Here is a 13,636-nt window from a genome sequence, read left to right as displayed (position 1 = left end):
TGGACATTAATCTTTTACGAAAACGTTGTAGTTCATTAAAAAATAGTGGATATTTGCACAAACCAATCCAACATTTTATGTCTCATAAAAAACAAACTTTAGGAGAATTTATTATTGAAAACCAGTCATCTTTTAAATATTCCTCGGGTGAACTATCCAGTCTTATCAATTCCATTAGGTTAGCAGCAAAAGTGGTTAACCATGAAGTTAATAAAGCTGGGCTGGTAGATATTATTGGAGCAGTTGGAGATACGAATGTCCAAGGTGAAGATCAACAGAAATTGGATGTTTATGCTAACGATAAGTTTATACAAACATTGACCAATAGAAACATTGTTTGTGGGATTGCGAGCGAGGAAGAAGACGATTTTATCTCGATTAATAGTCAGGATGAAAATCACCAAAATAAATATGTCGTATTAATAGATCCTTTAGACGGGTCTTCAAATATTGATGTGAATGTGTCTGTGGGAACTATTTTTTCAATTTACAGGCGGGTTACGCCAGTTGGAACCCCGGTAACACTTAAAGATTTTTTACAAAAAGGGAGTGAACAAGTAGCTGCCGGTTATGTGGTATATGGAACATCTACTATGTTGGTTTATACAACTGGCGATGGTGTTAACGGATTTACGTTAAACCCTGCAATAGGCTCATTTTATTTATCGCATCCAGATATGCAGTTTCCTAAGGATGGATCCATTTATTCTGTAAATGAAGGCAACTATATTCATTTTCCACAAGGGATTAAGGATTATATTAAGTATTGCCAGTTAGAAGAGGAAGACAGGCCGTATACTTCTAGATATATTGGATCATTGGTTTCAGATTTTCATAGAAACATGATTAAAGGGGGCATTTATTTATATCCACAAAGTTCAAAAAACCCTAAAGGGAAATTACGTTTGTTATACGAATGTAACCCCATGGCCTTTTTAGCTGAACAAGCCAATGGAAAAGCCAGTGATGGATTTGTTCGAACTATGGATATTCAACCTACAGAATTACACCAACGGGTACCCTTTATTTGTGGAAGCAAGAATATGGTCAATAAAGCTGAGGAATTTATGCGCAAAGCGAAATAAAAATGCGAACTAAAAAGTTCGCATTTTTTAATTGTCCTAATTATTAGCGGACAATAATTAGGAACAGCAATTTACTTTTTTTAGAAAAAAACTTTACTTTTATAATTCGTATTATTTATTTTTGGTTAAATAGCACCATAAAATCAAGAAAACTAGTAAGTGTAAGATTTGGGAGGAAAAAATATTTTTTTGTAATATAAATATTTCAAATATATAGACACAAATATATAAAAACTCACAAAATATAAAAAATCTTCCTTGTCTATTTCACTATAAAATGGACCTTAGCGATCTTTCGATTTCGCTGCTGTGTATTTATTATGAACTCATCTTGACTTTTTATGTTTAACCGAAATCGAAGATTCATGAACTCCGATTTATGATAATAAGAGTTAAGAGAACTAAAATGAGATAAAATTTGTCCAGATGAGGCACTTTTTGAAAGGCATAGCAATAGCATTGCTACGGATAAGAAAAGTAACGAAATATGGACGGATTTTAGCCATTCCTGCCTGCCGGCAGGTTTTAGGAAATAGTAAAAGTCAAGATGAGTTCTATGTATGCTTTAGTAGATTGTAATAACTTTTATGCGTCTTGCGAACGTGCTTTTAACCCTAATTTACGCAACAAGCCCATTGCTATTTTAAGTAATAATGATGGCTGTGTTATTTCGCGCAGTGATGAAGCTAAGGCATTAAATCTCCCTATGGGCGCCCCTATTTTTAAATGGGAAACTTTTTGCAAGGCCAATAATATTCATGTGTATTCTTCTAATTATCCATTATATGGAGATATGAGTAATCGGGTCATGACTATATTAGAACAGTTTACCCCAAATGTAGAGGTGTATAGTATAGACGAAGCGTTTGTACAATTTAAAGGCTTTGAAAATTACGATTTTAAAGAGTACGGAAACCAGATTAGGCAGCGCATTTTAAAATGGACGGGCATTCCTACTTGTGTGGGGATTGCACCAACAAAAGCCTTGAGTAAAGTGGCCAATAAAATAGCCCGTAAGTTTCCAAACGAAACCAAAGGTGTTTATGTGATTGATTCTGAAGAAAAAAGAATAAAAGCTTTAAATTGGATAAAGCTAGAAGCTGTTTGGGGTATTGGTCGTGGGTTGCAAAAACGATTAAAAGCAAAAGGATGTATAACAGCATTTGATTTTGTTCAATTGCCAGACGAATGGGTACGCAAAAATTTTTCAATAACGGCATGGAAGTTAAAAAAGGATTTGGAAGGAATTTCTAAATTAAAGTTAGATGAATTTCAAACAAAAAGAGCGATTGCAACAACCAGGAGCTTTGAGTATACTTACTCTGATATAGATAATATTAAAGAACGTATTTCAACGTTTGCAACAAGTTGTGCCGAAAAATTGCGTAAACAAGGTTCTAGTTGCCATATTATTTATGTTGTTTTGAGTAGTGACAGGCATAAAAAGGGAACACAACAGCATAGAGCAAGTAAAGCGGTAAGTTTACCATACCCAACCAATTCATCTTTAACTATTAGTAATTGTGCTATAAATAGTGTAGCTTCAATTTTTAAAAAAGGAATAAAATATAAACGGGCGGGGGTTATTGTAACAGGTTTGGTTCCAACAAGCAATCATCAATTGGATCTGTTTGAAACTGAAGATCCAAAACATAGACCATTGATGGATACTATAGACAGATTAAATGCTAAATATGAAAATTATAAGATCAAGTTTGGAAGTCAAGATTTAAAGCGCACCTGGAAAATGCGGCAAGAACGATTGTCTCCAAGGTATACAACTAATATTAATGAGATTATTGTTGTTAAGTAAATAAACTTTACTATTTTACAAAATAATATTCAAGGATGCGTTTTTCACGATTAATTTTAAGTATAATACTGTCAACTTTTAGTATGCATACATTATATGCTCAAGATTGGGCCAATTTAAGACGATATCAAAAAGATAATGCGAGATTAGTATCGTTGGAAGCAAATGAACCTAGAGTTGTATTTATGGGCAACTCAATTACCGAAGGGTGGTCAATAATCAATAATGGGTTTTTTAATAACAATAATTATATAAATAGGGGGATTGGTGGACAAACCACTCCACAGATGTTACTTCGTTTTAGGCAAGACGTCATTGAGTTGCATCCAAAAGCAGTGGTCATACTTGCAGGAGTTAATGATATTGCAGGCAATACGGGACCTTCTACAATAGATATGATTTTTAACAATATAAAGTCTATGGTAGAGCTTGCAAAGGCTAATAAAATAAAAGTCCTATTATGCTCAGTCCTACCAGTTTTTGATTTTCCTTGGAACCCTGGGCTAAAACCAGCTAAAAAAATTATAGAGCTTAATATGTTGTTAGAGCCTTATGCAAGTGAACAGGACATTGTTTATGTCGACTATTTCTCTGCTATGGTAGATGTGTCTAATAATGGACTAAGAAAAGGGCTGGGAGAAGATGGTGTTCATCCAAATGAAGATGGCTATGCTATTATGGAACCTATTATACAAAAAGAAATTGCTAAAGCTTTAAATAAATAATATTATGATACTTCCCGCTTCTCAAGGACTTACTTTTTTCAAGCCTAAAGTTTCTGAAAATTCTGGAGCTATATTTATTGACTCAGGAATTTCGGCAGGGTTTCCTTCGCCTGCCGAAGATTTTAAGGAACAGCGCTTGTCTTTAGATAAAGAACTCATTAAAAATAAGGAGGCGACTTTTTTTGCGAGAGTAAGCGGGCAGTCTATGATTGGTGCCGGATTAGATGATAATGATTTATTAGTTATAGATAGAAGTTTAGAACCTGCAAATAATAGAATAGCAGTCTGTTTTTTAGATGGTGAATTTACAGTGAAGCGTTTAAAAGTAGATAGGGATGAAGTGTGGTTACAGCCAGAGAATCCTAATTATCCAATAATCAAAATTACGAGCGATAATGATTTTGTTATTTGGGGCATTGTTACAAATGTGATTAAAAAAGTATAATAGTCATGTTGCAAATTGTTTATAAACGGGCTGAATCGGAAGGGGAACTACAGCAAATTTTAGATTTACAACAGCTTAATGTTAAGCAGTTATTATCTAATGATACTATTAAAACGGAAGGGTTTGTTTCTGTAAAGCACACTTTTGATGTTTTAAAGCGCATGAACGATGCTTGCCCGCATGTTATTGCTACACATAAAGGAAAAGTTATAGGCTATGCCCTGTGTATGCTCAATGCCTTTAGAAAAGATGTCCCTACACTTATACCCATGTTTGAATATATGGATGGTATCATCGTTTCTAAAAATTTATCGGCCCTTCGTTATTTGATTATGGGGCAAATTTGTATAGACAAAGCGTACCGAAAGCAAGGTGTTTTTAAAGGGCTATACCAGTATTTTAAAACAGAATTAGAGTCAGATTTTGATGCAGTGATTACGGAAGTTAATTCTAAAAACAGCCGATCTTCTCAAGCACATCGGGCTGTAGGGTTTAATATTTTGGATGTGCATACCGAAGGGGGGGAAGATTGGGAGTTGATTATCTGGAAATGGATATAAAATGATGTTAAATAAAAAAACGCAAAGCACTGCTTTGCGTTTTTAATATATTTTATGAATAGAAATTTAGTCTGCTAAAACAATAACTTTATTGTCTTTCATTTCTATGGTTCCAGAGTTTATTTTTAATAAAGTCGTATTTTTTTCTCCTTTAGTAAATTTGTCCTGAACGGCTTCATCTAATTCAATATTCCCTGAAATTTTAACAACACCTTCTTTTAATAAAGATACAATGGGTGCATGATTATTTAACATTTCGAAATCTCCATTAACTCCAGGAACAGCAAGACTAGTTACTTCTCCACTAAATAGGGTTGCTTCAGGTGATACAATTTCTAAATACATACTAAAACTCGTTTTAGTACCCTGAACTTGTTTCAGGGTCTTTAATTTTTATTGAAAATTCAATTTTAAAGATGCTCTTTAAAGATGCTTTAAAGACGCTCTTTTAAAGATGCTGAAATAAATTCAGCATTAGCTTCGGCTACGCCTCAGCTAACATTTTATCTCCAGCTTCTATAGCTTCTTCAATAGTTCCTTTAAGGTTAAAGGCAGCTTCTGGCAAGTGATCTAATTCACCATCCATGATCATGTTAAATCCTTTAATAGTTTCCTTAATATCAACTAATACACCTGGTATACCTGTAAACTGCTCTGCTACGTGAAAAGGTTGTGATAAGAAACGTTGTACACGTCTAGCTCTACCTACAGCCAATTTATCTTCTTCAGATAATTCTTCCATACCAAGGATAGCGATAATATCTTGTAATTCTTTATAACGTTGTAATAATTCTTTTACTCGTTGTGCACAATCATAATGTTCGTTTCCTAAGATGTCTGCAGTTAAGATTCTGGATGTAGAATCTAATGGATCTACCGCAGGATAAATACCTAACTCAGCAATTTTACGAGACAATACTGTTGTGGCATCTAAGTGAGCAAACGTTGTTGCAGGAGCAGGATCCGTTAAATCATCCGCAGGTACGTAAACCGCTTGTACAGATGTAATAGAACCTCTTTTAGTTGATGTAATACGTTCTTGCATCGCACCCATCTCTGTTGCTAATGTTGGTTGGTAACCTACTGCAGAAGGCATACGACCAAGTAATGCAGATACCTCAGAACCAGCTTGTGTAAAACGGAAGATGTTATCTACGAAAAATAATACATCCTTTCCTTGACCTTCACCAGCACCATCACGGAAATACTCAGCAATAGTTAAACCAGATAATGCTACACGAGCACGAGCTCCAGGAGGCTCATTCATTTGTCCGAATACGAAAGTTGCTTTAGATTCTTTCATTTTAGATTTATCAACTTTAGATAAATCCCATCCGCCTGCTTCCATAGAATGCATAAAATCATCACCGTAACGAATAATTCCAGATTCCAACATTTCTCTTAAAAGGTCATTTCCTTCACGAGTTCTTTCTCCAACACCTGCAAATACTGAAAGACCACCATGTCCTTTTGCAATATTATTAATCAGTTCCTGAATCAATACTGTTTTTCCTACACCAGCACCACCAAATAAACCAATTTTACCACCTTTTGCATAAGGCTCAATTAAATCGATGACTTTAATACCTGTAAATAAAACTTCAGTAGAAGTTGATAAATCCTCAAACTTAGGAGCTTGACGGTGAATTGGTAATCCAGCATCATTTGCTTTAGGTAAATTTCCAAGACCATCAATGGCATCACCAATAACATTAAATAAACGTCCGTAAACATCATCACCAATCGGCATTTGTATAGGCGCACCCGTAGCAGTAACTTCAGTTCCTCTACTTAAACCATCAGATGAATCCATTGCAATTGTACGAACCGTATCTTCACCAATGTGAGACTGTACTTCTAATACTAATAAAGAACCGTCAGGTCTTTTAATTTCTAATGAATCGTAAATTTTTGGAAGTTCTGAACCTGCACCGAATTCAACATCGATTACCGGACCTACTATTTGTGCAACTTTACCTGTAACTTTAGACATTACTTATGTGTTTAATATTATGCGATTTAATTGTGTGAAAACAGTTTTAGTTTTCGCGTGCAAAGATATATTTTTTAATTGAAAATAAAAGTTGTTTTTTGAGCTTTTTTATAATAAAAAAACACCTTCTATTAGAAGGTGTTCTATAATGCCATTTTTATTTTAAATTATTGTAATGTAGGGGAGTAATTTGTGGGATAATCGTTTGCTTTGGCAACATTTCCGGATTCAATAAAGTTAGATCCAAAAGCATTGTCTATAGCTTCTAAAAATTTGTTTGCCATAAGCGCATAGCCCCTGGCTGTTAAGTGAATACCATCGAGTCCTATAGCACCACCTGTAACCAGATCTGCATTGAGATTGAAGCCATCAAAATTAATGCCCGTACTTGCAGTTTCGCTAAGAATACTATTTAAATCTACTAAAGCAATATTATCATTTGAACTTGCAACAGCGGCAATAGTTACATTGTATGCGTCTGTTGCCATTTTTATTTCTGCTTGTTCGCTTGGTAATAATACCCATTTATCTGCTAATGGAAGTGTAATGCCTTCAACCGAAAACTGTCCTGCCAATGCCAAAGGCAAAGTTTGTGCTACCAGTGCCTGTACATTATCTTCATTTACGGTCCCAATAATAGCACTACTTGGTAAAACAAATAAGTCGCCCTCGGTAGCTTGTCTAGTTTGACCATAGGTAAGCCCTAATAAATCTGCTACAAGGGGTGCTGCCTCGGCAGGTAAACCAAATGATTGTACGAAAGTAGGAAATGCAGGGCTGTTGTTTAGAACAGTAGCAATTTGAACGGATAAATCTGCTAAAGTTTCATCTTTAATAACAACAGCGCTAGCTTCTGTTGTAGAGAACACAATGGAGCGTTCTGGTACATTAAGAAAAGCATATACTTGATTTAATTGACCAAAAATACCGTTAAGGGTAGGGATTTCAGGGCCAAAATCGGGATTTGTTGGATCCAAAGGATTATAAGGTACTGTTGTAAAATGGGGTAAATCTGTAATATAAGGCACGTTCGTTACGGCGCCTTTAGCACCTTCAGAAGTTAAGGTGGCAACTAAGGCGTTAAATGTTTCATCGAAACCAACTCCGGCGTCTCCGGCAGAAGGTGTTATTGAATTTGATCCATCTCCACCAGAGGTAGCATAACCTAGCACATCATTACCTCCAATTTCAGATAAGGTAAAAAATGTAGGGTTTTGTGACATGGCATCGGCTAAAACAGTAGCTGTTGGAGCAGATGCCATACGTGCGTAGTAAGGGTTTAGGCTAGCATAGCCAGGCAGTACGAGGTGCCAGCTTTTAGCACCAGGAATTCCAAAATTATTAAAATCACTGCCAATATTTACACCCGCTTCAGTGGTGATAGGAGGAACCGGAGCTCCCAGCCCTGTTAAAAAAGCATCTAACGGTTGTGGTCCAGGGATGTTGCTGTTAAATGTCAACCTATAACCTCTTGCCACATTGCCGCCTACTAGAATGCCCCCAGTATTATCATTCATTAAAGGTTGTGTAAAAGTACCCCCTCCTATTTTTGCAAATTCTTTTGATAAAATGTTTGGGAATGAATTTTCTTGTGAAGCTATAAATAAACCACCATCTGTAAAACCAGACGTAAATGAGGCTCCTACAGCTACGTAATTTGAAAAGTCTGCAGAACCCGCTGTTAATTCTGGTAATATGACTGCTCCTGGTAATATCTTATCGTCTTCGTCGCAAGCAAAAAAAACGAAAGCCAAGACAAAAAGGTATATATATCTAATATTCATAATGATCTTTTTTTATAAGTTATTAATGGTCCATGAAAGGTAAAACTGTGAGCCTATCATACCTGTTCCCACAGCTGTAAAATACTCATCGCCTAAAAGATTGGAAGCACCTGCTTTAAATGTTGATTTTAAGGATGGTACGCGTAAGTTTATTTGTGCATCTAAAACGTGATAAGCAGGAACTTCTGCCGTAGCAAAGGTAGCTTCCCAAACATAGTTGTCGCTCCATCTCCAAGCGACGTTAAAGCCAAAGTTTTTAAATAGGTCTGTATTCCCGAAAGAGGCTTTTAACTTATGTTCGGGTGTGTTAAAGTTTGTTTGGAAATCTGGATTGGCATCACGATCAAAATCTAATTTTGCATACGTGTAGTTCATTCCTAAATCGTAGTCTCCAAATATTTTAGTTGTCACGCCTAAAGCAGCACCATAGGAATTAACATCTGCCGTTGTATTTGTGTAAGCTCTATACGCTTGAAAGTCACTATTGGCCAGGGCAATGATAGCTAATGGTGTTGGAGTACCATTTACTGGGGCTGTTTGTGTTAATTGCACATCGCCATAATATGGATTAACAACATCTACAGTTGTAATGAAATCTTTATATTGGTTTAAATACGCACTAAAATCTATAATCACTTTATCTAGTTTGCCTCGATAACCCACTTCATAAGAACTCACCTGTTCTGGTTTTACGATATTAGGATTGGCTATTTTTAAATCTGCTGGGTTTTGGGAAGCTGCAAATGCCGCCGCCGAAGTTCTTGTAAATGAGTTGTTATAAGCACCGGTGCCATCATAATCAAAACTATTACCAATAATGCTTTGCCCAGTGGTCGAAATATCATCTCCACTAACCGTTCTTAAATCCCTTTCAGGGTTATCTGGAGCACTACCAAGTAAAATAATGCTTCCTACATTAAAGCCAATGTATAGGGCTTGAGTATCTGGGTTTCTAAAACCTGTTTGAAAAGAGGCCCTTAAATTATGGTTGTTGTCTTCTCCTAAATTATAACCAACGGATAATCTTGGGGAGAAAAATGCATCAAAAAGTTCTGATTTGTCGTAACGTATCGATGCGGTCAATTTTAAGCGGTCATCTTCTAAAAATTTCTTTTGAAGCTGCGTATATAGACCAACTTCAGAATATGGAATTTCCCCTAATTTATCGGTATAAATGGAGCCAAACGAATTTAAAACATATTTTCTGTAGGATCCTCCAACTTGAATTTCGGCAAAATCAGTTAAATGACTAAAGTTATAGTTTGCATCAGAATGATAGATTTTAGACTCGTCTCTAAATTTACTCCCCGTTAATACATCCGGATCGTTGGTTACGGTATTAAAAGCATTTTTAAATTCGGGGGTGCCAGGCTCAAATCTTCCAGTGTCTGCTGCTTGTCTTGCACTCGCATGTGCTTCATTTGCATTTAATCCAGCCAATGTACCACTTATAAAAGCAGCTGTATATTCACCAAACCAAACCTCATCTGCTTTCCATTGTCTATTTATATTCACACCTGTAAATACCATATCGTAGGAGTCACCTGCATTGTCGGCAGTTATGTAGCCCCTAAGAAAAAAATGGTCATTTTTTATTTCCAATTTGTGTTGTTGTAAAAAGAAATTCTTTATGGAGTACCTATTAGAGCCTTGATATACGGTAGACCCAGAGCCTATTTTACCTACATATTGAATTTCAAAATCATCTTCCCAGGGTCTAAAATATAAACCCCAATCCGCTTTGATACTTTTAGCATCATAATCTGTTAAATCCGCTTCATCGTAACCTGTCCTACTCACACTTACAGAAGGTACCAAATTAGCCAAATCGGGATTAGGGAGTCTCCCTAGTGCAGCTAGCCTATCAGCAACCGTTTTAATATTAATCGAAGCGATATCACCATATATGTTTACACCATCATAATCTATATCATTTTCTCTAGTGCTATTGTTTTCTACGAAAGAAGTATTTCGATCTTTGCCCCTGGTGTCATTAGCGACCCAATCGGTTCCTTGTAAGTAGCTAAAATTAACTTTTGCGGCAAATTTTTCACTGAATTTGTGGGCTGCCCGAATACCATAATCTTTATAATCATTATCGCCAGCTGCTTGTTGGGAGGTAATGCCTTGTTTGTAATATGCACTTATACCCGAATGATCGAAAGGGTTTTTGCTTCGCATAAATAGTATCCCATTAAAGGCATTAGCACCGTATAGTGCTGAGGCAGCTCCCGGTAAGAGCTCTACGCTTAATACATCTGTTTCTACCATTCCCAATAAATTACCTAAAGGAAAATTAAGAGCCGGTGCAGCATTGTCCATGCCATCTACTAATTGCATAAAACGCGTATTTGCGAACGTTGCAAAACCTCTTGTGTTAATAGATTTGAAGGTCAAACTATTTGTATTAATATCTACACCTTTTAAATTTTCTAACCCATCGTAGAAATCTGAGGAAGCTGTATTTTTAATTGCTTTTAACCCAAAACGCTCTACGGTAACGGGCGATTCAAAGATCCGTTCTGGAGTTCTCGAGGCAGAAATGACTACTTCATCCAACGAAGTTCCTTCTTTGAGAATAAAACTTAAAGTTTGATTATTTGACGTTACTTCTTTAGTAACGGTTTCAAAACCTACACTGCTTGCTTGAACGCTAAACGGGGGGGCTTGGTTTAAAGTAAGAGAGAAATTACCATCATAATCTGTTACAACACCTGTTGATGTACCAATAATAATAACATTAACTCCAGGAATGGGTTGATTGTTATCGTCTACAACAGATCCAGAAATAGTTGTTTGAGAATAGGATAAACCACAAAACAACAACATTAAAATTGATAAAATTGTCTTCATTTAGTAAGAATTAGTTTATATTTTAGATAACAATATAAAAAGATTAAATGTTACTTCAATATAAAAATATAAAAAAGTATGCATGCATAGTATTTTTTAACAAAAAACTGTGTTATAAATTGGTTTATGTGCAAAAAAAGTAAAGATTTATTGAGAACTTATTTGAATTTTTTCAATTGACTAAAAAAGGGGCCTTTTTTAGCTATATTTTGTCCTTTTTAATTCCGTAGCGATGTTTATGCAATTAAAAAGTATTTACCTATATAAAAAATGACCCACTAAAACAGGTTCTTTTTCGCTTATGGTTTAAAATAAAATTGACCGTAGTTGAGGTTATGCTTGCTTTTTTTTGCCTAAACAAAAAGTGACTGTATTTTATTTAAGTCATTTTAAAGCAAAAATGGTATAATTCACAAACTTTAAATGAGTTCTGAATATTATCATTATACCTTAATCATCTCAGGTATAATGATAATATTTAGAATGTAATTATTCTACCGTGACAGATTTTGCTAGGTTACGAGGTTGATCTACATTTTTACCTAACATCACTGCAATGTGATAAGATAGTAATTGAAGGGGAATGGTTGTTAATAACGGAGAAAGTGATTCTAAAGTTTCTGGTACTTCAATAACATGATCTGCCAGTTCTTTAACTTGAACATCTCCTTCGGTAACGATTCCTATAATTTTTCCTTTGCGGGATTTTATTTCTTGAATATTACTTACTACTTTTTCATAATGTCCCTTTTTTGTAGCGATAACTATAATAGGCATATTTTCATCAATTAAAGCAATAGGGCCGTGTTTCATTTCTGCCGCTGGATAACCTTCGGCGTGTATATAAGAAATCTCTTTTAGTTTTAAAGCGCCTTCAAGTGCTACGGGGAAGTTATAACCTCTTCCTAAATATAGCATATTAGGGGCTTCTTTATAGATCTCGGATATTTTTCGAATATGTGCATCCGATTTTAAAGCTTCTTCTACTTTTTTAGGAATCATTTCTAATTCCAGCAAATGATGACGGAAATCCGTACTGCTAATAGTTCCCTTTGCTCTAGCTAGTCGCAATGCTATTAAGGTTAAAACCGTAATTTGAGTCGTAAAAGCTTTTGTCGAGGCCACACCAATCTCTGGGCCTGCATGTGTATAAGCTCCTGCATGGGTCTCTCTGGCAATAGACGAGCCCACAACATTGCAAACGCCAAATACAAAAGCGCCTTTAGATTTTGCTAATTTAATGGCTGCTAAGGTATCTGCTGTTTCTCCAGATTGGGATATGGCTATAAGCACATCTTTCTCTGTAATAATGGGGTTTCTATATCTAAACTCAGAAGCATATTCCACTTCTACAGGAACTCTTGCTAAATCTTCAAAGATGTACTCTGCTACTAAACCGGCATGCCATGAAGTCCCACAAGCTACAATTATAATACGATCGGCATTTAAGAACTTTTTCATATTATCTTCAACCCCAGCCATTTTTATAATAGCTTCTTGTCTTAGAAGCCTACCTCTATAAGTATCTGTGATCGCTTTAGGTTGTTCGTGAATTTCCTTCAGCATAAAATGATCGAAACCACCTTTTTCTATTTGCTCTAAATTTATTTGAAGCTTTTGGACATAGGGATCAACTAAAGAATCATCTTTAATTTTTCTGATTTTTATACCTTTATGAAGTCTAATGATGGCCATTTCTTCATCCTCTAAATAAATAGCATCTTTTGTATATTCTAAAAAAGGAGAGGCATCACTTGCAATAAAAAAATCGTCTTTACCAACACCAATGGCCAAAGGGCTTCCTAAGCGTGCAATAACCACTTCTTCAGGCTTGTTTTTATCAAAAACAGCAATGGCATATGCACCTATTACTTGATTTAATGCAATTTGCACAGCTTTACCAAGCTTTACATTTTCTTGTCTTTTAACATCTTCGATCAAATTAATCAACACTTCTGTATCTGTATCCGATTTGAATGTGTAACCTCTTGATATTAGCTCTTTTTTAAGCGATTCATAATTTTCAATAATACCATTATGAATAATAACCAACTCGCCAGAATTTGAAATATGGGGATGCGAGTTCACATCATTAGGAACACCGTGTGTAGCCCATCGTGTATGCCCAATACCTACATTTCCGTGTTTGGTGATTTCTTTTTCAGAACGTTCTTCTAAATCGACTACTTTGCCCTTGGTTTTAGAAACTTTAAGGTCTTTACCATCATATAGTGCTATTCCAGCACTATCATAACCTCTATATTCTAAACGTTTGAGGCCTTCTATAATAATTGGATAAGCTTCTCTTGTTCCAATATACCCTACAATTCCACACATAATATTAATTTGGGTTTTAAATTTTAAATGCGAAGATGCAA

At 35.5% G+C, this 13,636-nt stretch carries 10 protein-coding genes; 5 read left to right on the top strand and 5 right to left on the bottom strand.

Going from position 1 to position 13,636, the window contains the following annotated elements; genetic code table 11:
• Positions 1-77: 77 nt before the first annotated feature.
• From fbp to PQO00_RS01670, 5 genes are all read left to right on the top strand, one after another.
• The gene (gene fbp / locus PQO00_RS01690) at positions 78-1,085 is read left to right on the top strand and encodes a class 1 fructose-bisphosphatase (RefSeq protein WP_274183087.1); all 1,008 of its coding nucleotides are present in this window, start codon (positions 78-80) and stop codon (positions 1,083-1,085) included.
• A gap of 556 nt (positions 1,086-1,641) precedes the next feature.
• On the top strand, positions 1,642-2,898 hold the full coding sequence (locus PQO00_RS01685) for a Y-family DNA polymerase (protein WP_274183205.1): 1,257 nt from the start codon (positions 1,642-1,644) through the stop codon (positions 2,896-2,898).
• A gap of 83 nt (positions 2,899-2,981) precedes the next feature.
• Positions 2,982-3,623 carry an SGNH/GDSL hydrolase family protein gene (locus PQO00_RS01680; protein WP_274183086.1) on the top strand — a complete coding sequence of 214 codons (642 nt, stop codon included), beginning with the start codon at positions 2,982-2,984 and terminating at the stop codon, positions 3,621-3,623.
• 4 nt (positions 3,624-3,627) lie between these two features.
• Positions 3,628-4,068: a LexA family transcriptional regulator gene (locus tag PQO00_RS01675; RefSeq protein ID WP_274183085.1), complete on the top strand. Its 441-nt coding sequence runs from the start codon at positions 3,628-3,630 to the stop codon at positions 4,066-4,068.
• A 5-nt stretch (positions 4,069-4,073) separates the two neighbouring features.
• The gene (locus PQO00_RS01670) at positions 4,074-4,628 is read left to right on the top strand and encodes a GNAT family N-acetyltransferase (RefSeq protein ID WP_274183084.1); all 555 of its coding nucleotides are present in this window, start codon (positions 4,074-4,076) and stop codon (positions 4,626-4,628) included.
• Between the two features lie 66 nt (positions 4,629-4,694).
• On the opposite strand, the gene PQO00_RS01665 is transcribed toward PQO00_RS01670, so the two are convergent.
• From PQO00_RS01665 to glmS, 5 genes are all read right to left on the bottom strand, one after another.
• Positions 4,695-4,973, bottom strand: coding sequence for a F0F1 ATP synthase subunit epsilon (locus PQO00_RS01665; protein WP_274183083.1), 279 nt, complete (start codon positions 4,971-4,973; stop codon positions 4,695-4,697).
• Positions 4,974-5,112: 139 nt separating this feature from the next.
• The gene (atpD, locus tag PQO00_RS01660; RefSeq protein ID WP_274183082.1) at positions 5,113-6,621 is read right to left on the bottom strand and encodes a F0F1 ATP synthase subunit beta; all 1,509 of its coding nucleotides are present in this window, start codon (positions 6,619-6,621) and stop codon (positions 5,113-5,115) included.
• A 167-nt stretch (positions 6,622-6,788) separates the two neighbouring features.
• Positions 6,789-8,405 (bottom strand): G-D-S-L family lipolytic protein, encoded by a 1,617-nt coding sequence (locus PQO00_RS01655; RefSeq protein WP_274183081.1) that lies wholly within the window; start codon positions 8,403-8,405, stop codon positions 6,789-6,791.
• A gap of 12 nt (positions 8,406-8,417) precedes the next feature.
• The gene (locus PQO00_RS01650; protein ID WP_274183080.1) at positions 8,418-11,258 is read right to left on the bottom strand and encodes a TonB-dependent receptor; all 2,841 of its coding nucleotides are present in this window, start codon (positions 11,256-11,258) and stop codon (positions 8,418-8,420) included.
• 489 nt (positions 11,259-11,747) lie between these two features.
• On the bottom strand, positions 11,748-13,595 hold the full coding sequence (glmS, locus tag PQO00_RS01645) for a glutamine--fructose-6-phosphate transaminase (isomerizing) (protein WP_274183079.1): 1,848 nt from the start codon (positions 13,593-13,595) through the stop codon (positions 11,748-11,750).
• Positions 13,596-13,636 lie beyond the last annotated feature (41 nt).

The organism is Flavivirga sp. 57AJ16, assembly GCF_028736925.1.
Taxonomy (GTDB): domain Bacteria; phylum Bacteroidota; class Bacteroidia; order Flavobacteriales; family Flavobacteriaceae; genus Flavivirga.
The sequence above is the reverse complement of the archived record's forward strand: the minus strand, read 5'-3'. Positions and strand labels throughout refer to the sequence as shown.